At 70.2% G+C, this 20,928-nt stretch carries 16 protein-coding genes; 12 read left to right on the plus strand and 4 right to left on the minus strand.

The window, feature by feature from the left end; all coding sequences use genetic code 11:
- From KDK95_RS03170 to fxsT, 6 genes are all read left to right on the plus strand, one after another.
- Window positions 1-376, plus strand: a 376-nt coding sequence (locus KDK95_RS03170) for an MmyB family transcriptional regulator (RefSeq protein ID WP_443612916.1), incomplete at its 5' end; no start/stop codon positions are given.
- 434 nt (window positions 377-810) lie between these two features.
- Window positions 811-960, plus strand: coding sequence for a hypothetical protein (locus KDK95_RS03175; protein ID WP_212516456.1), 150 nt, complete (start codon window positions 811-813; stop codon window positions 958-960).
- Between the two features lie 262 nt (window positions 961-1,222).
- Window positions 1,223-3,616: an FxsB family cyclophane-forming radical SAM/SPASM peptide maturase gene (locus KDK95_RS03180; RefSeq protein WP_212516457.1), complete on the plus strand. Its 2,394-nt coding sequence runs from the start codon at window positions 1,223-1,225 to the stop codon at window positions 3,614-3,616.
- 53 nt (window positions 3,617-3,669) lie between these two features.
- Window positions 3,670-4,389, plus strand: a complete 720-nt coding sequence (locus KDK95_RS03185; RefSeq protein ID WP_212516458.1) for an AAC(3) family N-acetyltransferase — start codon at window positions 3,670-3,672, stop codon at window positions 4,387-4,389.
- Window positions 4,390-4,505: 116 nt separating this feature from the next.
- Window positions 4,506-5,834, plus strand: coding sequence for a TIR-like protein FxsC (locus tag KDK95_RS03190; RefSeq protein WP_212516459.1), 1,329 nt, complete (start codon window positions 4,506-4,508; stop codon window positions 5,832-5,834).
- A 56-nt stretch (window positions 5,835-5,890) separates the two neighbouring features.
- On the plus strand, window positions 5,891-9,814 hold the full coding sequence (fxsT, locus tag KDK95_RS03195) for an FxSxx-COOH system tetratricopeptide repeat protein (RefSeq protein WP_212516460.1): 3,924 nt from the start codon (window positions 5,891-5,893) through the stop codon (window positions 9,812-9,814).
- A gap of 49 nt (window positions 9,815-9,863) precedes the next feature.
- Here fxsT and KDK95_RS03200 read toward each other — a convergent pair whose 3' ends face one another.
- A complete protein-coding gene (locus KDK95_RS03200) occupies window positions 9,864-10,775 on the minus strand; it encodes an alpha/beta fold hydrolase (RefSeq protein ID WP_212516461.1) in 912 nt (303 codons plus the stop codon).
- 128 nt (window positions 10,776-10,903) lie between these two features.
- Here KDK95_RS03200 and KDK95_RS03205 point away from each other — a divergent pair, with 128 nt between their 5' ends.
- A complete protein-coding gene (locus KDK95_RS03205; protein ID WP_212516462.1) occupies window positions 10,904-11,581 on the plus strand; it encodes a class I SAM-dependent methyltransferase in 678 nt (225 codons plus the stop codon).
- 13 nt (window positions 11,582-11,594) lie between these two features.
- Here KDK95_RS03205 and KDK95_RS03210 read toward each other — a convergent pair whose 3' ends face one another.
- Window positions 11,595-13,127 carry a cellulose binding domain-containing protein gene (locus KDK95_RS03210; RefSeq protein ID WP_212516463.1) on the minus strand — a complete coding sequence of 511 codons (1,533 nt, stop codon included), beginning with the start codon at window positions 13,125-13,127 and terminating at the stop codon, window positions 11,595-11,597.
- Window positions 13,128-13,336: 209 nt separating this feature from the next.
- Window positions 13,337-13,900: a hypothetical protein gene (locus KDK95_RS03215; protein WP_212516464.1), complete on the minus strand. Its 564-nt coding sequence runs from the start codon at window positions 13,898-13,900 to the stop codon at window positions 13,337-13,339.
- An 88-nt stretch (window positions 13,901-13,988) separates the two neighbouring features.
- Here KDK95_RS03215 and KDK95_RS03220 point away from each other — a divergent pair, with 88 nt between their 5' ends.
- Together KDK95_RS03220 and KDK95_RS03225 are read left to right on the plus strand one after the other, a co-directional pair.
- Window positions 13,989-14,684 carry a response regulator transcription factor gene (locus KDK95_RS03220; RefSeq protein WP_212516465.1) on the plus strand — a complete coding sequence of 232 codons (696 nt, stop codon included), beginning with the start codon at window positions 13,989-13,991 and terminating at the stop codon, window positions 14,682-14,684.
- Window positions 14,681-16,132 (plus strand): sensor histidine kinase, encoded by a 1,452-nt coding sequence (locus tag KDK95_RS03225; protein WP_212516466.1) that lies wholly within the window; start codon window positions 14,681-14,683, stop codon window positions 16,130-16,132. Before KDK95_RS03220 ends, KDK95_RS03225 begins: the two co-directional genes overlap by 4 nt.
- On the opposite strand, the gene KDK95_RS03230 is transcribed toward KDK95_RS03225, so the two are convergent.
- Complete coding sequence (locus KDK95_RS03230; RefSeq protein ID WP_212516467.1) at window positions 16,047-17,252, minus strand: THUMP-like domain-containing protein; 1,206 nt, start codon at window positions 17,250-17,252, stop codon at window positions 16,047-16,049. The two genes, KDK95_RS03225 and KDK95_RS03230, sit on opposite strands and share 86 nt — an antisense overlap.
- Before the next feature lie 44 nt (window positions 17,253-17,296).
- On the opposite strand from KDK95_RS03230, the gene KDK95_RS03235 reads away from it, so the two are divergent.
- The 3 genes from KDK95_RS03235 to KDK95_RS03245 all read left to right on the plus strand — a co-directional run bounded on the left by KDK95_RS03235 (window position 17,297) and on the right by KDK95_RS03245 (window position 20,925).
- Window positions 17,297-18,826 (plus strand): DUF2079 domain-containing protein, encoded by a 1,530-nt coding sequence (locus KDK95_RS03235; RefSeq protein ID WP_212516468.1) that lies wholly within the window; start codon window positions 17,297-17,299, stop codon window positions 18,824-18,826.
- Between the two features lie 48 nt (window positions 18,827-18,874).
- Complete coding sequence (locus KDK95_RS03240; protein ID WP_212516469.1) at window positions 18,875-19,303, plus strand: OsmC family protein; 429 nt, start codon at window positions 18,875-18,877, stop codon at window positions 19,301-19,303.
- 230 nt (window positions 19,304-19,533) lie between these two features.
- Window positions 19,534-20,925, plus strand: a complete 1,392-nt coding sequence (locus KDK95_RS03245; RefSeq protein ID WP_212516470.1) for a ferredoxin reductase family protein — start codon at window positions 19,534-19,536, stop codon at window positions 20,923-20,925.
- Window positions 20,926-20,928: the final 3 nt, after the last annotated feature.

Below are 20,928 nucleotides of genomic sequence, written 5' to 3' on the forward strand. Positions count from 1 at the left end.
CTACTACCGCGACTGGACCGGCGTGGCCAACGACGTCGTGGCCGTACTCCGCAGCGAGGCCGGCGTGGACCCGCACGACAAGCCCCTGCAGGACCTCGTCGGCGAGCTCTCCACCCGCAGCGACGTCTTCCGCACCCGCTGGGCCGCCCACAACGTCCGCTTCCACCGCACCGGCGCCAAGAACTTCCACCACCCCGTCGTCGGCGACCTCGACCTCGTCTACGACGCCATGGAGCTCCCCGCCGACCCCGGCCTCACCCTCGTCGCCTACACCGCCGAGCCCGCCACCCCCTCCCACGACGCCCTCGCCCTCCTCGCCAGCTGGGCCGCGACGCAGGAATCTGAGGCCGCCGCCGAGAAAGGCTTGACATTTTAGCGGCGTCGAGCCGATCCTGTTTTAGGTTTCCACCGGAAAGGGCTTTTCCAGGGAAACGCATAGGCGTGAGAGTACGGCAACATTCGTTCTACAAATAGCGCCACAGGACCCTTAGATCACGGTTCAGCCACGATTATGGCTACGCCACCGTCGGCAAGGCGGCCGGGCGCATCGGCGCCGCAAGGGCCTTACTCTGCCCGGTTGAGGGACCGCGGGAGAAGTTGATCAATGGCCTCGTTCACCCCAACGGTCGAACCGTCTCGTGCCGTTACACGAACAGGCTAAAGGCGCCGCGCAGCAGGGGCTTTCTCGGTGTAGTGTGGGCGCAACTGCCGTGAAGATCATTGACGCCAATCTTCGATCTTCTTGACGCGATGCGGGGGCTCTTTCCCCGACGTCAACAGCCGGCGAGAGACGAGAGGAGTAGGACCATCATGAACACCCCTGAGAAGTCCCTCATGACTTCGAACATCACCGACGTTCGCCAGGCGCCGCTTGGTCGGCTGTCGGCTCCCGAGACTCTGGACCGGCTGCGCCCGGGCGGCGGCAAGGTCGTCGTCGCCGCGTTCAACTCCTCCCTGTAAGACGCCGAGCCTCCGGCGCGCAGGCCCCGAGCGCGCAGTTGCACGGATCCCGACAAAGGCCGCGAGTCGGTATTTGTCGAATGAAGCACCCAGGGATCCCCGCACTGCCCGTAGGATTGCGGCGAGCGAGGAGTCCCGCGCAGGCGAGGGTTCCTCACGATCGGCAGCCCGGAACGGATCCGTCCGGGCTGTCGGTCGAAGATGAATTGGCCGCGCCCGAGGGCCGAACCACCCGCGGGTCTCCTTCCGAGGGTTGGGTGCCGTGAGCTCGCAGTTCACGCCTTTCCGGCAGTTCGTCGTCAAAGTGCACTCCCGGTGCGATCTGGCTTGCGATCACTGCTATATGTACGAGGCCGTAGATCAGGGCTGGCGTCGGCAACCCATGGTGATGAGCGCGGACACGGCAGCCGCGCTCGGCCGGCGGATCGCCGAGCACGCGGCCGAGGGCCGACTCGACCTGGTGCGCGTCGTACTTCACGGCGGCGAGCCGCTGCTCGCCGGCGTCGGCCGGCTGCGGGAGATCATCGAGGCGGTGCGCGAGCCGCTGCTCGCCCTCCCCGAGCCGCCGCGGCTGGATCTGCGCATCCACACCAACGGCGTGCGGCTCGACGAGCGCTTCCTCGAGCTCTTCGCCGAGTTCCATCTCAAGGTCGGCATCTCGCTGGACGGCGACAGGTCCGCGAACGACCGTCATCGCCGCTACGCGAACGGGAATTCGAGCCACGCGCAGGTGCTCGCCGCGCTGGAACTCCTGCGCAGCCCGCGCTACCGCCATCTCTACGCCGGCATCCTGTGCACGGTCGACATCGCTAACGACCCGGTGGCCGTCTACCGGGCCGTGGCGGCCGAGCAGCCGCCCAGGATCGACCTGCTGCTTCCGCACGCCACGTGGGACTGCCCGCCTCCCCGGCCGGACGGGATCTCCCGGCCCTCGACGTCGGCCGATCCCGCGTACGCCGCGTGGCTGCTGGCCGTCTACGAGGCCTGGAACGCGGACGGGCGCCCTTTCGGCATCCGGCTGTTCGACTCGATCCATTCCACGCTGCGCGGCGGCCCGCCGCTGACCGAGGCGCTGGGCGTGGCGCCGAGCGACGTCCTGGTCATCGAGACCGACGGTGCGCTCGAACAGGCGGACTCGCTCAAGGTCGCCTTCGACGGGGCCGTCGACACCGGACTCCGCGTGCAGGATCATCCGCTTTCGGCCGCGACCGTCAACGCTCAGGTCATGGCGCGCCAGAACGGACCTGACGGCCTGTCCGGGCAATGCCGCTCGTGTCCGGTGCTCACCAGTTGCGGCGGCGGCCTCTTCGCGCACCGCTACCGCGGCTCGGACGCCGATCCGGACGGTTCCGCGGCGGCGTTCCGCAACCCGAGCGTCTACTGCGCCGATCTCCTGGAACTGATCCAGTCCATCCAGAAAGCGGAGAGCGCGGACATGGCTTTCTCAGCCGGCACCACCGTCACCAGGGCGCATTTCGACGAACTCGCCTCGGGACTCGGCGGCACGGCCGCGATCGGGGAACTCGCCGATACGCAGGCGAGCATCAACCGGACGCTGCTGGCCGCGGCCGGGCAGGCGCTGGCCGAGCAGACGACCGAGGGCTCGTGGGCGTGGCAGCTCCTGCAGATTCTCGACGAGAAGCACCCCGCGGCGGTGGCGAAGGCCGTCTCCCATCCCTTCTTTCGCGCCGCCGCGTTCCGTGCGATCGACGACCCGGTGTCGGCGCATCCCGGCACGCTCATCGGCTACGCGCTGGCCGCCGCGTCGCACGCCGGTCTTGCCGCGGAGCTGCCCGTGCCGCTGGACACGGCAAGCGTGTACCTTCCGGGAATCGGACTTATCGCGACAGCGGACGGCAAGGCGGCGCTGGAGCACGGCGGCCAACCGCGCGAGTTCATCGCACGGTCGCGGTATGTGGGCGGCGAAGACGGCCCCCGCGTGCTCTTGGAGGACCTCGACGAGCAGCGCGACGCGTTCCAGCTGCCGCCGACGAATCGCCTGACGGACGACGAGTTCGCCCACTGGGCCGCCGCGTACGGCGCGGCATGGCAGCTCATCAAGAGGCAGTACGGCGAGTACGTCCCCGGGCTCGAGGCCGGACTGCGCGTTATCGCCCCTCTGATGCAGTCGCCCGACGGGCATGCGGCGAGCGGCACCGCGAGGCAGGCGTTCGGTGCGCTAGGCCTGGCGCTGCCCGCGGATCCCGACGTCTTGGCCCTCCTGCTGATCCATGAGTTCCAGCACGTCAAACTCGGCGCTCTGATGGATATGTTCGATCTCTACGACAGCTCGGACACGCGCCTCTATTACGCGCCCTGGCGCGAGGACCCGCGCCCGCTGGAAGGGCTGCTGCAGGGCGTCTACGCGCATGTCGCGGTCGTCGACTTCTGGCGGCGTGCCTTCCAGCGCGGCGACGCCAAGGCTGCCGTCCACTTCGCCAGGTGGCGGGCACAGACCTGGCAGGCGATCGAGCAGCAGTTGGAGACCTCGGGCTCCCTGACCGAGCACGGCGCGCACCTCGTTTCCGGACTCAAGGCGGCCATGGCGCCCTGGATGGAGATCCCCCTCGCGGCAGAGGTTCTCGACGAGGCGTCCCGGAAGGGCGACGAGCACCGCAGCGCATTCCGCTCGAGTGAATCGAGCGCCGTTAGATGATCGGCCGACGTCGCCTGAGAGCAGCCCTCGCCGATGCGGGGATGCGCCCCGGCATGACCGTGCTCGTGCACTGCTCGATGCGCGAGATCGGCTGGATCAGGGGCGGGGCGAAGACGCTGCGCGGCGCGATCCTGGACGTCCTCGGGGCGGACGGGACCCTGGCCGTGCCGACGCAGACGTCGTCCAAGTCGGTCACCTCGAAGGTCTTCCAGCGGGCCGTCGCGGGGCTCGAGCCGGAGGATCGAGAGCTGTACGCGAAGCTTCTGCCTGGCTACGACGCGCGCACGACTCCGTCCGAGGGCATGGGCGCGCTCGCCGAGGCGGTGCGGACCCATCCGCAAGCCCACCGGAGCGCCCACCCGAGCACGTCGTTCGCGGCCGTCGGCAGGCATGCGGCGACGGTGTGCGCCGGGCACCCGATCGACTGCCTGCTCGGCGAGGAATCCCCGCTCGGCGCGCTACGCGAACTCGATGCCAGCGTTCTGCTTCTCGGTGTCGGTTACGACAAATGCACGGCTTTCCATCTGGGCGAGGATGGCGCCTTCCACGATGAGCGGCCGTATCGCTGCAAGATCGGCGATGACTGGCACGATTTCCAAGGTTTCCCGCACGAGGACGGGGATTTCGCGGAACTCGGCCGGAGGTTCGAGGCGGCGCGCGCGACGAGGATACGCGCGGGCCAGGTCGGCGGCGCGGCGACCCGGCTGTTCCCGCTGGCCCTGGCCGCGGACTTCGCCGCGAAGGAACTGCCCGAGTTGCGATTCGCCCGCTGATTCGCTCCACTCGCGCGCTCTCATGCGCCCCCTGTTTCGTAGTCCTCTTGCCACCTATAGTGGAAGGACTGCCTTGAATGCGATCTTGGGCACGGGGCGCATCGAGAGGATGATCAATGGGGCCGAAGCCTCCGGAATCGGCGCCGTCGTTACCGACGGAGATCGACGCCTTCGGGCCGGCCTTCTTCCTCAGCTATTCCCGGGTGGCCCCGCTGCGCGGCGACCGGACCGACCCGGACTACTGGGTCAAGCGCTTCTACCACGAGTTGGCCGGCGAGATACGCTCGCTCGACGCCAACCTGCGTCACGGCTTCATCGCCGACCACGTGCCGCCGGGATCGAGCCCTGAGACGGTCACCGCCCGCAACCTCGCGAGCTGCCGAATATTCGTTCCGCTGTACGGGGACGACTACTTCGACGACGAGCAGTGCGGCCGGGAATGGACCGTGTTCGAGCAGAGACGGCAACTGCGCCGCGCCCGCACCGGGGACGACGGCGAGTCCGTCGTGCCCGTGCTCTGGACCAGGCCGGGCCGCGAGGACTGGCCTGAGTGCGCACGGCGGGTGCGGCCGAATCCGCTGCTCTCCAACGATCTCTACCTCCGCCTCGGGCTTTTCGAGCTGATCCGGCTGCATGAACGCGCGTACCACGAGGTGGTGCGGCTGCTGGCCAAGGAGATCGTGCGCCGAGCGCACACGGAGGCGCCGCCGGTGGCCGCAGAAGACGCGCTTTCCTGGGCGACGCCGGCGTTTCCCGCTCCCGGCCGATCCACCCGGCAGCTGTTCATCACCGTCGTCGCCGGCGTTCGACGCAGCATGCCGACCGAGCGCAACCCCGACTTCTACGGGGAGCGCCCCGAGGACTGGCGCCCGTACCAGCCCGAGTCGCAGGAGCCGATCGCCATGCGGGCCGCGCGGATCGCCCGCACGCTCGGCTACCAACCCGAGATCAGGGTCCTGACGGCGACGTCCCCGGAGGTCAAGCCCGAGGTCAGGGTGAACAGCCAGATCCGGCAGGACTCCCCCTTCCTGCAGCCGTCCGGCGCAAGCATCCTGCTCGCCGACCCGTGGCTGTTCCGCGGGTTCAAGGAGCGCCGCAACCTGGAGACCGTCGACCTGCGCAAGAAGGAGTGGGTCCGGCTGATGGTGCCGTGGTCGTCCACCGACCACGAGACGCGGGAGCAGCGCACCGCCCTGGAGGCGCACGTGCACAACGCCGTCCCGTGGATGATGCAGGGCTGGCGGCGCACCTGCCAGCAGCACGTGGTGGACCTCGCCACGCCGGAGCAGTTCGACGAGGCGCTGCCCGCGGTGATCGACCGGGCCCGCAACCACTACCTCAACAACAGCAGGCCGCTGCGCGACTCGACGTTCGGCGGCTATTCGGGCAGACCTCGGCTGGCCCCGCCGCCCGAGGACGAGCCGCCGCGGCACGGGTCGGGGTGAGCGGGACCCATGCGCACGCGGCCGGCACGAACCGACGACAACGAGGGACAGGGATCATGAGCGCAGAGCGGCCCGGGCAGGTCGTCACGTTCTATTCGTACAAGGGCGGCACCGGGCGGACCATGGCGATGGCGAACCTGGCCTGGATCCTGGCGGCGAACGGCAAGCGGGTGCTGATCGTCGACTGGGACCTGGAATCGCCGGGGCTGCACCGCTATTTCGCGCCCTCGCTGCTAGACCCGCAGGCCCTCGCCGCGACGCAGGGCGTGGTCAACATGGTCCGCGAGTTCGAGGACCTGGCCGCGGAGACCCCCGACGAGGACCGTTCGCCGAACTGGTACCGCTCGCTGGCCCGGGTGAGCGACTACGCGATCGCGATCCGCTGGCCGTTCCCCGGCGACGGGGCGCTGCACTACATGTCTTCGGGCCTGCAGAACCGCAGCTACTCCAGCACCGTCGCGACGCTGGACTGGGAACGCTTCTACGAGCGCCTCGGCGGCGGCGAGCTGTTCAACGCCTTCCGCGAGGACATGAAGCAGAACTACGACTACGCGTTCATCGACAGCCGCACGGGGCTGAGCGACGTGGCCGACATCTGCACGCTGCACCTGCCCGACGTCGTCGTGGACTGCTTCACCCTGAACAACCAGGGTCTCGAAGGCGCGCTGCTGGTGGCGAACGCGGTCTCCAAGTTCAACAGCCACCCGATCCGGCTGCTGGCCGTACCGATGCGCGTCGACGAGGCCGAGAAGAACAAGGCCGAGGCCGGACGCGCCGCGGCCAGGGCCCGGTTCGGCGATCTGAAGCTCGACGAGCTCGCCAGCTCGCGCTATTGGGGCCAGGTCGAGATCCCGTACGTGCCCTTCTACAACTACGAAGAGACCCTTGCGACGTTCGCGGACGATCCGAACGACCAGCACACGCTGCTGCGCGCCTACATCCGGCTCGCCGAGGTGCTCACCAAGGGCGAGGTGACCGGTCTCCCGGAGATGGAGGAGACCGACCGCAAGGCGATCCTGTCCGAGGTCTCACGGCTGCAGCCCACGCGCCAGGAGCAGCTGATCGTCGCGTACGCGGCGGAGGACCGGCTGTGGGCCGAGTGGCTGGAAGCGCTGTACACGCAGGCGAACTTCGACGCGCGGATCTACCCGCTGTTCGGCGACCAGTCGACGCGCCCGCAGATCGAATCGAGCACGAAGATCATCGCCCTGATGTCCGCGGAGACCACGCGTGACGCCGAGGCGATGACCCGGCTGCGCGCCTGGTCGTCGACCGGCCAGCTGGCCGTCGCCTCGCTGACCGAGCTGCGCTCCGACTCCCGGCTCGCGGCGCCGACCGCCGAGCTTCAGGGCGTGACCGATCCGGTCACGGCCACCGGGATACTGCTCCGGCTCGCCGACGTACCGGACGCCGAGATCGCGACCGCCAGGCCGCCGGAGGGCCAGCGCTTCCCGACCGGCCAGCCGGTGATCTGGAACGTGAGCGCGCGCAACGCCGTGTTCACCGGCCGTGACGAGGCGATGGAGAAGCTGCGCCGACAGGTGACCGGCGGTTCGACGACGGTGATTCTGCCGGTCGCGCTGCACGGTCTCGGCGGTGTCGGCAAGACGCAGCTCGCCCGCGAGTACGCGCACCGTTTCTCCGCGGACTACGACCTGGTCTGGTGGATCAACGCCGAGTCGACCGAGTTCATCGACGAGGCGCTGGCCGAACTCGCCCGCCGGCTGCGGCTGCCGGGTACAGGCGAGTCCAGCACCGAGGACTCGGCGGCCGTCCGCGAAGCGCTGCGCCGCGGCGAAGCCGGGCACTGGCTGCTGATCTACGACAACGCGACAGACCCCGGGCTGCTGCGTCCGTTCCTGCCGAGCGGTACGTCAGGGCACGTGCTCATCACCTCGCGAAACCAGGCGTGGGCACAGCAGGCCGTACCCCTCGAGGTCGACGTCTTCACCCGGCAGGAGAGCGTCGAGCACCTGACCAGGACGGTTCCCGGGCTCGAGGAGCCGGAGGCGGAGCAGATCGCCGATCTGGTCGGTCACCTGCCGCTGGCGGTCGAGAGCGCGGGCGCCTGGCTCGCGTCCACGGGCCACCCGGTATCCCAGTACATCGAGCGACTGCGCAACCAGATCACTGAAGTGCTCTCGACGCCGCCCGCCGACTACCCGGTCTCCGTGGCGGCGACGTGGAACATCGCGATGGAGGATCTGGAGCGACGGCGCCCGGCCGCGGCCTGGCTGCTGGAACTGTGCGCGTTCATGAACCCGGACGGCATTTCGACCACGCGGCTGATCTACTCCAACGCCATGCTCGACACGTTGCGCGAGTACGACGCGTCGCTCGTCGACATCGGCATGATCGGCACGGTCGTCGCCGAGCCGGTCCGTCTCTCGCTGCTGCAACTGGATCAGGTGGCGCGCGAGCTGCGCATCCACCGACTCGTCCAGTCCGTCATCAAGGCTCGAATGACGCCGGAGCGCCACGAGCAAGCGGTCCACGCCGTGCACCGCGTGCTGGCAGCCGCGCGACCGCAGTCCGGCGACACGGACGACCCGCAGAACTGGCCTTCGTACGCGCTGCTGTGGCCGCACATGACTCCGTCCAACGCGATCGACTGTGACGAGAGCCCGGTAAGGCAGCTGCTCATCGACCGCGTGCGCTACCAGTGGAAGCGCGGCGAGTACGTCAACGGCCTCGACAGCGGCAATAGGCTGAACGATCGCTGGGCCGAGCGCATCACGACGCTCGGCGGACGCGACACCCCCGCCGGCGCGGCGCTCTACCAGCAGCAACTCGTGCTGCGGAACCTGCTCGCCAGCATCATGCGTTCGCAGGGCAAGTACAAGGAAGCGTACGAACTCAATCAGAGCGTGCTGGCCGAGCAGGAGCGGCTCTTCGGCAAGGACCATCCGCACACGCTCGCCACGCTCCTGGGCATCGGCGGCGACCTGCGCGGCCTCGGCCGCTTCTCCGAGGCGCTGGCGAGCGACAGCGAGAGCCACGCGCTCAACCGCCGGGTCTACACCGAGGGCGATCCCCGGCTGCTGAGCTCCGCCAACAACCTGGCGGTGAGCTACCGGCTGCTCGGCGACTGCTACAAGGCCGCGGAACTGGACCAGAGCACCTATGTGCAGCGGCGCTCCGTGCTCGGCGCGACCCATCCGTACACGCTGTATTCCAGCCAGAACCTGGCCCGTGACCTGCGGGACGCCGGACAGTACAAGCAGTCCACCGACCTGCTGCGCGGGGCGCTGGCCAGCTACCGCGACGCGGTCGGCGAGAACAACCCGGAGACGCTGCGCGCCGCGAAGAGCCTGGCCGTGTCGCTACGCAAGGGCGGCGAGCTCAGCGAATCGCTGGCGCTGGCCCGGGACACTTTCGAGCGGTACCGCACGGAGTTCGTGGCCTCCAACCCGGACCGCCAGTCCTGCGCGCTGGTCTACGCGGCCGCCCTGTCGGCGCTGAACGACCATGAGCAGGCGCTGCAACTCGGCACCGAGGTACTCGCGGCGTACGAGCAGCAGCTCGGCGAGCAGCACCCGTACACGCTCTGCTGCGTCAACAACATCTCGACGTACCTGCGGAAGCTGGAGCGGCGCGACGAGGCCTTGCACGCTGCCCAGCGTGCGCACTCCGGATTCAGCACGCTGCTCGGCGGTGAGCACCCGTACACGCTGACCGCTGCGGCGAACGTCGCGAACAGCCTGGCCGACGAGGGCGATCACGCGAGGGCGCAGGAGCTGGAGCTCAACGCGTCACGGAAGCTCGCGGACGTGCTGCGGCCGAACCACCCGGACGTGCTGGCGATCGAATCGAACCGTTCGATCAGCCTGAATTCGCTGGGTTCGACGGCGGATGCGCGGCAACTGCGCAGCCGCATCATCGCGGAGATGGAGGTGGCCCTCGGCCCCATGCACCACAACACGCGCTCCGCGCGGGACGCCGAGCGGCTGGACTGGGACCTGGAGCCCCAGCCCATCTGATCGCGGACTCGCTCGGCGGGCGCTCGGCGGGCGCGGCGGATCCGGTGGATCAGGCCGCGTCCGCGATCGGGTCGCGCCTGCCGAAGGCGATCCAGGGCAGCAGCGAGGGCAGCACGTCGATCGCGCTGAAGTGCGCGGCGTCCGCGGCGATCATCTCGATGGAGCCGGGGATCGTGCGGGCCAGCCAGTGCGTGTGCTGGACCGGCGAGAAGACGTCCTGCGCCCCGTGCCACAGCAGCGTGGGCACCAGGATGTCGGCCGGATCGAAGCCCCATTCCTGGGTGAACGAGCGTGCGTCGTCGACCCAGCCGGCGCCGGATCTGGCGAGCGCCTCGGCGAAGTTGCGGCGGATGCCGATGCGGATCGTGTTGTCGGCGATCACCTGCCAGTCGGGCAGCGGCAGCTCCGGGCCGAGGTTGCGCAGCAGCGCCTTCGGGTCGTTCCTGATCTGCTCGGCGGAGGCCTCGATCTTCTGGGCCAGCGCGCCGACCCCGGACTCCGCGACCGAGTACTCGCGGCGGTTGGACTCGGTCATGCCCTCGTACCAGTCGAGCCCCTTGGCGTGCCGCGGCGCGAGGCCGACGAGGACCGCGCAACGGCTGACCCGGTCCGGCATCAGCGCGGCGCAGGCGAGTGCGTGCGGGCCGCCGCCGGATCGTCCGACGACCGAGAAGTTGTTGATCCCCAGGTCGTCCGCGATCGTCCGCACGTCGGCGGCGGCGTGCGCCACACTGCGCAGCGGCAGCCGGTCGGACTCGCCGTAGCCGGGCCGGTCGTACGCGATCAGACGTACTCCGAGTTGGTGCAGCAGGGCGCTGCGCGGGAACGGGCCGATCCTGCTGCCGGGCGTCCCGTGCATGAAGAACACCGGTGCACCGGAACGGTCGCCGAGAACCCGCACCGTCAGCCTGCGGCCGTCCGATGCCCAAACGGTGCGATCTGACTTATCGAACTCATCCATGCTTGACGGCCTCTCCATCGTGACCTACCCACCCCCACCGCCCTGCGGGTTTCTTCGAGTAATGATGCGTACCCCCGCGTGACTTGATCACTCCTGCACATGCACAGCGCGCGAGGTACCGTGGCCGCATGGGCAATAGCGGGACGGGGCCGGGGACGATCACTCCGGACGGGTGCGCCGTGGACTTCTACCGGCGGCTTCCGGCGGCGGGCGAGCCGGAGATCGTGCACGCCGCGGTGCCCGCCGGGTCGAGCGTGCTGGAGCTGGGGTGCGGGACCGGCCGGATCGCCACGCCGCTGGCGCGGCTCGGGCATCGCGTCGTGGGAGTGGACGAGTCGGCCGAGATGCTGGCGTGCTGCAGGCAGATCGAGACCGTGCAGTCCTCGATTCAGGACCTTGATCTCGGCGAGCGCTTCGACGTGGTCTTACTGCCTTCGCACCTCATCAACGCCGGCGACGAGCCGCCGTCGGTCTTCCTGGATGCGTGCCGCCGGCATCTCGCCGCCGGCGGAGTCGTGGTCGTGCAGCGGTTTCCGCCCGGGTGGATCGGGACGGTCACCGACTTCGAGCACGAAGACGGCGCCGGCGGCGTGCACACCACGTTCACCGTTCTCGGGCGACCTGCGCCGGATCAGGTGCATGCGCGTGTCCGCTACGAGGTCGGGGACGATGCGTGGGAGCAGGAGTTCACCGCGTGCGAGGTCGACGACGAGGCCTTGCCGGGAATGCTGGAAGCCGCCGGCCTGCGCCTGGATCGGATCCTGACGCAGGACGGCGGCTGGTTCGCCGCGACGGCTCAGCGGTGATAAAGCCCGGGGTCTAGTAGGCGCCGAGCCCCTGGCCGAAGGCGCCGGCCGACTGGACCACGGACGAGCAGGTGGCGGAGGCGTAGGTCTGGGCGCCGCCGGAGCATTCGCTGTCGCGGGTGGCGGACCACATCGAGAGCCAGGCGAGGCCCTTGGTCTTGGCCCACGCGGCGAGCGTGCTCGCGTCGGCGACGGTGAAGGTCTCGCTGCTGGTGTCGTTCACGCCGATCATCGGGGTGACGGCGACCTTGGCGTAGGCCTGGGCGCTGCTCAGGCTGGTCCACACGGACTGGACCTGGCTCGCTGTGGCGGTCGCGGCCTCCTCGGCGAGGGTGGCCATGTCGCCGCTGAAGGAGCTGCCGTAGTCCATCGCCATCACGTTGACGGCGGCGATGTTCGCGCCGTCGGCCTTGGCGTTGCTCAGGACGGCGACGCCCTGGCTGGTCAGGCCCGAGGGCAGCACCGGCAGGGTGTAGGAGACCTGGAGGTTCGAGTCCTCCTTCTCCAGGATCGCGATGGCCTCGTTGCGCAGGTTGATCGAGGCGGTGTCGGCGATCGCGGCGCCCTCGACGTCGAAGTCGATCTCGGTCAGCGAGTACTGCTTGATGACCGACTGGTACGCGGCCGCCAGGGCGTCGGCGGTGGTGCAGCTCTCTGCGAGCTCGGTGCCGGCCTCGCCGCCGAAGGAGACGCGCACGTCGCCGCCCGCGGAGCGCAGGCTCGCGATGTCGCCGGCGATCGACGAGTCGGTGATCGAGGTGACGCCGCCCCACTCCGGCGTGCAGGTGCTGCCGGCGGTGATGAAGGCGAGGTTGAAGTACTTCGTGCCCTCGGTCGAGGCCTCGGAGCTCAGGTTGTAGAGCGGGTAGAGCGAGAGGTCGGCGTACGGCGAGAACCTGCCGTACGTGCCCGAGGAGGTGGAGGTGCCGGTGCTCGTCGCCGTGGCGGTGGCCGTCGCGGTGGCAGTCGTCGCGGACGCGCTCGGGCTGCTCGAGGCGGTGGCTGTCTTCGACGCCGAGGCCGACGCTGAGGCGGAGACCGTCGGCGAGGCGGATGCGGACGCCGAGGTCGTGGTCGTGCCGCCGCACGCGCTTCCGTTGATCGTGCAGTTCACCGGGTCGCCGGTGCCGCTCGCGGTGAAGCCGAACGTGGTGCTCGCGCCCGCGGCCAGCGCGCCGTTCCAGCTGTCGTTGACGACGGTGTACGTCTGCCCGCTGGCGGTCTCGGTGCCGTTCCACAGGGTGGTGATCGTGGTGCCGGACGGCAGCGAGAACACCACCTTCCAGCTGCTGATCGCGCTGCCGGTGGTGTTGGTGATCGTGTACGTGCCGGTGTAGCCGCCGTCCCAGGCGCTGGCGCTGAAGGACGCGGCGGGCACGGAGGCGTTGGCGCCGCCGGCCAGCGCGACGCCGGCGCCGGCCACCGCGAGCGTCGCTCCGGTGCCGAGCGCGATCAGCTTGCTGCGGCGCGAGACGCGGGGAGCGCGCGGGGCGCGAGGAGTGCGTTCGCCGCCGTTTCCGGGCGTGGCAGAGCTGTGAGAGCCCATGAAGGTCCTCCGGTGGGGGGGGTGGTGCGTGCGGCCGAACGGCCGAGGTCTGTGGTCCAGACCGGTGGGCTCGGTCTGGACCGATGCCCCACCGTACTCACCTGCGGCGGCGCTCACAGCCCTCTTTCATTAACCCCGCCCTAAGGCTCCCTCAGGCTCACCGGGAGCGGCCTGCCCGCCCTGCGCCGGCGGCCCCGGGCGCGCGAGGATTAGCCGCCGACGGCATACGTGTTCACTTGAGGGGAGGTGCCGTTCCAGGTGGCGATGACTTCGTACACGGTTCCGGATCCGGACGGGGAGAACTCGACTTCCAGCATGTCCGTATTGGTCCAGGAACGGGCCGAGAAACCGCTGTCCGGGATGGCCGCGTCGAGGACGGCGTGGTCGGGGTACAGGGTCAGGACGGCCGTTCCGCCCGCGGTCGTGTACCGCTTCTCGCTGCCGGCCGCGGAGGAGGCGGCGGACGCGCTCGGGCTCGCGCCCGCCGACGTGCTCCCGGCCGCCGCCGAGCCGGACGCGGAGGCTTTGCCCGCCGCGTGCGTCGCGGCGGCGGACGGCGCGGCTGCTGCGGAGGACGAGGGCGCGCTCGCGCCGGTCGCCCCGGCGGCCGCCGATCCGCCGATCTGCACCGGCCACGCGGCGACGGTGGCGACGTGCGGGCCCTCGACGGTCGCGGGCAGCACGGAGTCGAGCCCGGCCCACACCACGGCCATCGCCGTGGCCGTCGCCGCACCCCAGGCGAGCACCGCGAATCCCGCGCGCTTCCTCGACACTGCCGCCGCCCTTCTTCGCGCCCCGGCGCCGGTCACCCGGCACTCGGTGCATTGGCTGCACCCGGTCAATCCGTTAGGTTGCCACACTATGACCCGCGTACTGCTCGTCGAAGACGATCCCGATATCCGCAGCACCGTGATACGGCAGTTGTCCGAGTTCGGGCACAGCGTGCGCAGCGCCGGGACCGCCTTGGCCGCGCTGCGCGAGGCGACCAGGGATCCGGGCGACGTGATCGTGCTCGATCTCGGGCTGCCGGACCTCGACGGGTCCGAGGCGCTCAAGATGCTACGCGCCGTCACCCGGGTACCGGTCATCATCGCGACCGCGCGCGACGACGAGGCCGAGATCATCCGGCTGCTGCACGCCGGCGCCGACGACTATCTGGTCAAGCCGTACTCGGCGGCGCACCTCGCGGCCCGGATCGCGGCCGTGCTGCGGCGCTCGGGCACCGGCACCCAGCCGGCCACGCTCAAGGTCGGCGGCCTGGAGATCGATCCGCGCCGCCGGCAGGCGCAGCTCGACGGCAGGCGGCTGGACCTCAGCCGCCGCGAGTTCGACCTGCTGGCCTATCTGGCCGCGCGTCCCGGCGAAGTCGTCACCCGCCGCGAACTGCTCTCCGAGGTCTGGCAGCTGCCCTACGGCGACGACCAGACGATCGACGTGCACCTGTCCTGGCTGCGCCGCAAGCTGGGCGAGCGCGCCTCCCAGCCGCGCTATCTGCACACGGTGCGCGGGGTCGGCGTGCGCCTGGTCGATCCGTCGGGGAACGAGCCACCGCGGTGAGCCGAGACACGGAGGGCACGCGCCGCGCGCCGGGCATGCGCTGGGCGCTGGCGCGGGTCGCGTTCGCCGTGACCAGCATGGTCGCCCTGGCGTTCCTGGTGCCGCTCGGCGTCGCGATGGAGCACCTGGCCGCGCAGAACGCCCGCAACCAGGCCGAGTCGAAGATCACCGCGCTCGAGCCGCTGCTCGCGGTGACCACGGACAAATCAGACCTGCGCGACGCCCTGGCCACGCTCAGCGGCGGCGACGACGTCGGCATCCGGCTGTCCGACCAGACCCTGCTCGGCACGAACCACGCGAACCCGGCTCAGCTCGCCGCGGTGGCGCAGAGCGGGCGGGCGACGACGCTCGCCGTGCCCGGCGGGCAGGAGCTGGTCCAGCCGGAGCTCGTCGGCTCGGGTACGAACCTCATCGAGGTCTATCTCCCCGACTCGGCGAGCACGCACGACCTCGCCGAGGCCTGGCTCACGCTCAGCGGCGTCGCCGTCGTCCTCGTGCTCGGCTCGACCCTCGTCGCGGACCGGCTGGCCACCCGCGTCGTCGGCTCGGCCCGGCATCTGGCCGACGCCTCGCAGCAGCTCGGCGAGGGCGACACCTCGGTCCGCGTCGAGCCGCACGGCCCGCGCGAGCTGGCCGAGGCGGGCGACGCCTTCAACGCCATGGCCGACCGGGTCGAGCAGCTGATCACGGCCGAGCGCGAGATGGTCGCCGACCTCTCGCACCGGCTGCGGACCCCGCTCACGGCGCTGCGGCTGAACGCGGCCGGGCTCGGCGAGGGCCAGGCGGCGCGGCAGACCCAGGAGTCGGTGATGCGCCTCGAACTCGAGGTGGACAAGATCATCAGGACCGCGCGGGCCGGCACGCAGAGCCGGGCCACCACGCCGATCACCTCGGCGGTCTGCGAGGTCTCGGCCGTGGCCAGGGAGCGGATCGCCTTCTGGTCGGCGCTGGCCGAGGACCAGGAGCGGCCGTGGCGCTTCTTCGGGCCGGTGCTCGGCGCCGGTGACGCATCGCCGGGCCCGGCGATGGTCGCGATCTCGGCTCAGGAGCTCGGCGCGGCGCTGGACACGCTGCTCGGCAACATCTTCCGGCACACGCCGGAGGGCACCGGCTTCCAGGTGACCGTGCACCACGGCGACGGCGCCGTGGCCGTGCTGATCGACGACGCGGGCCCCGGCCTGAGCGAGCCGCGGAACGCGGTCAAGCGCGGCGCGGGCACCGGCGGCACGGGTTCCACCGGCCTCGGCCTGGACATCGTGCGCAAGCTCGCCGAGCGGGTCGGCGGGTCGCTGAACACCGACCGCTCGCCGCTCGGCGGGCTCCAGGTGCACGTGACGCTGCCGACGCTGGAGCCCAGGTCGGCTAGCACCCAGCAGCGGACGGCTTCTCCGTGGGCATCTCGCGTGCCACGAGCGCGACGTGCCGACCGAGGTGCCGCGTCACGATGATCGTGGCGGCGTTCGCCCGCGGCCCTGCGGGACGCAACTGCTTCCGCAGGGCCGCGGGGTCGATGTCCGCGCCGCGCTTCTTGATGTTGAGGGTGCCGTAGCCGCGTTCTGCGACGAGCGCGCGCAACTTCTTCACGGTGAACGGGAGCACGTCGGTGACCTCGTACGCTGCGGCATAGGGCGTCGGCGCGTACCGATCGGCCGTCAGGTAGGCGATCGTCGGGTCGAGGGTGCGACCGTCAAGGGTTTCTGCCAGCTCGCCTATCAGGCGCGCTCGGATGACGGCGCCGTCCGGTTCGTATAGGTATTGGCCGACTTCTCCCGATTCCGGGTCCGGCTCGCCCGCAGAGACGAGCGTGTGCGGCCCCGGCAGCAGCGTGGCCCGGCGCTCGGCGGTGCGCAGCGCGCCGAAGTAGATGCCGGCCTCCTTCACGTCGCCGCCGTCCGAGACCCACTCCGCCTCCGCGCCGCCGGGGATCGCCTCGTGCGGGATTCCGGGCGCGACCTTGAAGCCGGCGGCCGGCAGCCGGCCGGCCAGCCCGACCGCGAAGGACCACGGCGGCGAGTACGCGCCGGGATCGAAGACGCGGCCGCGCTCACCGCGTCGCGCGGGGTCCAGGAAGACCGCGTCGCAGCCGTCCAGCGAAACCGCCTCCACATCCGCGCACTCGACCCGGATCAGCCCCTCGAGCCCGAGCACGGCCGCGTTCGCGCGCAGCACGGCGCACGTGACGGGATCGCGGTCCACGGCCAGCACCTCGATGCCCGCCTCCGCGAGCACGAGGGCGTCCCCGCCGATCCCGCAGCACAGGTCCGCGACCCGGCGCACGCCCGCCGCCGTGAAACGTTCAGCGCGAAGCCGGGCGACGGAGCGCCGGGTGGACTGCTCGTAGCCCGCCTCGGTGAAGTACATGGACCCGGCCCGCTCGCCGAACTTCGCCGCCGCCCGGCGGCGCAGCCGGTCCTGGGTCAGCGCCGTCGTGACGAGGCCGGCGGGGAAGCGGGCGCGCAGCCGGGCCGAGGCGGTGAGCGGGTCGACCGGGTCCGGCAGCGCGCCGAGTTCGCCGAGCAGCTCCCGGCCACCGTCGGTGAGCAAGAGGTCGAATTCGGTGAGATCCACGGATCATATTCTTGCTCACAGATCCAGCCGGTACCCTGCACCCTGTGCGTTCACCAAGGATGATCATCCGGCGGCCGGCCAGATTCCGCGCCGCGACCTGGGGCCCCTGGCTGCTCGCCTTCGGACTGTTCGTGGTGTACGGCGCAGACTCGATCGCCCGGTACTACCGGTCCGCGGCCGGCTCCTACGACCTGGGCATCTTCACCGAGGTCGTCAAGGACTACGCGCACCTGCACGCGCCGATCGTGGACATCCTGGCGCCGGGCTACAACCTGCTCGGCGACCACTTCCACCCGATACTCGCCGCGCTCGGCCCGGTCTTCCTGCTCTTCCCGAGCCCGGTGACGCTGCTCGTGGCGCAGGCCGCGCTGTTCGCGGTGGCCGCGGTGCCGATCGTTTGGCTGGGCCGGGACCGGATCGGCCCGGGCGGCGCGTACGCGGTCGGCGCGGGCTACGGGCTGTCCTTCGGCGTCGCGCAGGCGGTGGATTTCGACTTCCACGAGATAGCCTTCGCCGTGCCGCTGCTCGCCTTCGCGCTCTGGGCGATGCTCGAGGAGCGCACCCGCACGCTGGTGGCCTGCTGCTTCCTCCTGCTGCTGTGCAAGGAGGACATCGGGCTCACCTTCGTGCTGCCGATCGGCATAGCGGTCATCCTGCGCGGCCGGATCAGGCTCGGCGGCGCGATCGCGGCGATGGGCGTGGCCGGTTCGCTGCTGGCGATCTACTGGATCATCCCGCACTTCAACGCGCAGCACGTCTACCAGTACTGGAGCAAGAACAGCTGCGTCGGCACCACGTCCGGCGCCGCGCACGGGAACGCGGTCAGCTGCCTGTGGGACTCGGGGATGAACCAGGCGGGCAACAAGCTCGAACTGATCTTCCTGCTGCTCGCGGTCACGGCGTTCACGGTGCTCCGCTCGCCGCTCGTGCTGCTCGTCGTGGCCAACCTCGGCCTGCGCTTCATCTCGACGGACACGAGCTTCTGGGGCACGGCGTACCACTACAACGCCGTGCTGATGCCGGTGCTGGCCGTCGTGGCGATCGACGCGATCGAGCGGGCGCGCCACGCCGAGCCGCTGGCCGACGCGCCCCTTGAGGACGACGAAGGGGACGCGGATGAAGAGGCTAAGCCCGTCCCCGTCCCGGTCCCCTGGTGGCGCCGCTGGGCCCACTCCGCGAGCGGCGCGGTCGGCCGGCACGGCGCGGTCGCGATGCTGGCGGCGAGCGCGGCGATGGTCCCGCAGTTCGCGTTCAACCAGTTCTTCAACCCGGACACCTTCACCTTCGACCAGCGCACCGCCGAACTGCGGCACGCGGTCTCGATGGTGCCGGGCGACGTGACGGTCGAGGCCACGATCAACGTCCTCGCGCCCCTCGCGGCCAAGGACGACGCGTACTGGATCGGCAACACCGGAAACCCCGCCGTGCAGTACATCGTGCTCGACACGGTCGTCTCCGGGTTCTCCGGGACGATCAACGATCCGGTCGCGTTCGTCGAGCAGCGCCATCCGGGCGCGACGTACACCGTCGTCTGGAGCGACGCCTACGGGATCTATGTGCTCAAGCGGTCGTAGGATCGACTCTGACGGAGAATCACCATCTCGCATCAGGGAGTGGATCCTATGGCGACCACGCGCAAGGCCGCAGCGCACTGGGAAGGCAGCCTGCTCGAGGGCAAGGGCCAGGTCTCGTTCGACTCGTCCAACCTCGGCACCTACGACGTCACCTGGGCGGCCCGTTCGGCCGAGCCCAACGGCGTGACCTCGCCGGAGGAGCTGATCGCGGCGGCGCACAGCACGTGCTACTCGATGGCGCTCTCGCACGCGCTCGCGCAGAACGGCACCGCGCCGACCACCGTGGACACCAAGGCCGAGGTGGACTTCCAGCCCGGCACCGGCATCACGGCGATCCGCCTCTCGGTCCGCGCCGCCGTGCCCGGGCTGACGGAGGAGGAGTTCGTCGACTTCGCGAACAAGGCGAAGGAGGGCTGCCCGGTCTCCCAGGCCCTCAAGGCGGTGCCGATCACCCTCGAGACCGAGTTCGTCGCCTGATTCGTCGCCTGACGCGTCGGAGCGACGACGTAGTGTACTCGCCGGGACCGGTTCCGCACCGGTCCCGGCAAGGATTCGCCAAATTCGCACGAGTTTTTGGCTAAAATCCGGCGATCATCGAAGCCCGGCGGGTTTACTGCGGGTCTATGGACACCAGCCCACAACCGGTGGCGGCGGTGCCCGGACCCAGCCCCTCGGGCCCCGAGACCACCGGACCGATATACCCGTTCGTGCGTACGTACCCGAATCCGCACGCGAAGTCAGACATGGAGCGCGAGGCCAGCCGGCCGATGCTCTCCCGGTACGCGCTCAGCGTCGTGCTGATCGTGCTCGTGCTCGGCGGCGGGCTGGAGATGCTGGCCCTGTGGTGGCTGCAGACTCCCGCCGCGCGCGTGGCGAACCTCTCCGAAGAACTCATCATGGCCGCCCAGCTGACCGGGCTCGTCGGCGGCTACCTGCTGCTGATCGAGGTCGCGCTGATGGCGCGGCTGCCCTGGCTGGAGCGCCGCATCGGCTCCTGGCTCGCATCGCTGCACCGCTACCTCGGCGGGTATCTGATGATGCTGCTCACCATGCACGTCGCCCTCGTGCTCACCGGCTACTCGCTCAGCCTGGGAGCACCCGTGAGCACCGTGCTGATGGGCGTCCTGCAGACCTATCCCGACGTGCTGATCGCGACGATCGCGTACCTGCTGCTGCTCGGCCTCGGCCTCAGCTCGATCAAGAAGTTCCGGCGCAAGCTCGGCTACGAGCGCTGGCACGCCGTCCACCTCGTCGCCTACCCCGCCGGCGTGCTGGCGTTCGGCCACGAGATCGCGATGGGCGCCCAGTTCACCCGCAACGCATTCGCCAGGGACGGCTGGACGCTGGTCAACCTGGCGGTCGCGGCTGCCGTGCTCACGCACCGCTTCTACCTCCCCCTGAAGCGGCACGTGCGGCACCGGCTGAAGATCTCGCACATCGTGGCCGAGGCTCCGGACACGATCAGCATCTACATCACCGGCGTCGACATCGACGAGCTGAACGCCCAGGGCGGCCAGTACTTCCGCTGGCGCTTCCTGGCCCGCGGGGTCTGGTTCCAGACCCACCCGTTCTCGCTCTCGGCGCACCCGACCGAGAACACCCTGCGGCTGACCGTGAAGGGAGTCGGCGCCTACACCAGGCGGCTCAAGCGCCGGCTGCGGCCCGGCCAGCGAGTGCTCGCGGACGGCCCGTACGGCGCCTTCACCGCCTACCTCAGACGGCGAAGACGGGTGCTGCTGATCGGCGGAGGCGTCGGCGTCACGCCGCTGCGCGCGATCGCCGAGACCCTCGACGGAAACGAGCGCGACGTCATCTTCGCGCAGCGCGCCTCGACCGAGCACGACCTGCTGATGGTCGACGAGCTGCGCCGGATGCAGCGGCAGGGCAAGCTCACCTTCCTGCCGGTGCTCGGCAAGCGCGGCAAGAACCCGCGCGACGACCCCATGCATCCGGCCAGACTGCGCGAGGCCATTCCCGACCTGCGCGAACGCGAAGTGTTCATCTGCGGCTCCCCCGGCATGGTGGCCGCCACGATCAAGAACCTCAGGCGCGCGGGCGTGCGCAGGACGTACATCCATTCCGAGCTTTTCGACTTCTGACCC

It is taken from the genome of Actinospica acidithermotolerans (genome assembly GCF_018139625.1).
Lineage (GTDB): Bacteria > Actinomycetota > Actinomycetes > Streptomycetales > Catenulisporaceae > Actinospica > Actinospica acidithermotolerans.

Excerpts from the sequence above, each read along its gene's own strand:
- KDK95_RS03175 (WP_212516456.1), top strand. The coding sequence starts at position 811 with ATGAACACCCCTGAGAAGTCCCTCATGACTTCGAACATCACCGACGTT.
- KDK95_RS03185 (WP_212516458.1), top strand. The coding sequence starts at position 3,670 with ATGACCGTGCTCGTGCACTGCTCGATGCGCGAGATCGGCTGGATCAGG.
- KDK95_RS03190 (WP_212516459.1), top strand. The coding sequence starts at position 4,506 with ATGGGGCCGAAGCCTCCGGAATCGGCGCCGTCGTTACCGACGGAGATC.
- fxsT (WP_212516460.1), top strand. The coding sequence starts at position 5,891 with ATGAGCGCAGAGCGGCCCGGGCAGGTCGTCACGTTCTATTCGTACAAG.
- KDK95_RS03200 (WP_212516461.1), bottom strand. The coding sequence starts at position 10,775 with ATGGATGAGTTCGATAAGTCAGATCGCACCGTTTGGGCATCGGACGGC.
- KDK95_RS03205 (WP_212516462.1), top strand. The coding sequence starts at position 10,904 with ATGGGCAATAGCGGGACGGGGCCGGGGACGATCACTCCGGACGGGTGC.
- KDK95_RS03210 (WP_212516463.1), bottom strand. The coding sequence starts at position 13,127 with ATGGGCTCTCACAGCTCTGCCACGCCCGGAAACGGCGGCGAACGCACT.
- KDK95_RS03220 (WP_212516465.1), top strand. The coding sequence starts at position 13,989 with ATGACCCGCGTACTGCTCGTCGAAGACGATCCCGATATCCGCAGCACC.
- KDK95_RS03240 (WP_212516469.1), top strand. The coding sequence starts at position 18,875 with ATGGCGACCACGCGCAAGGCCGCAGCGCACTGGGAAGGCAGCCTGCTC.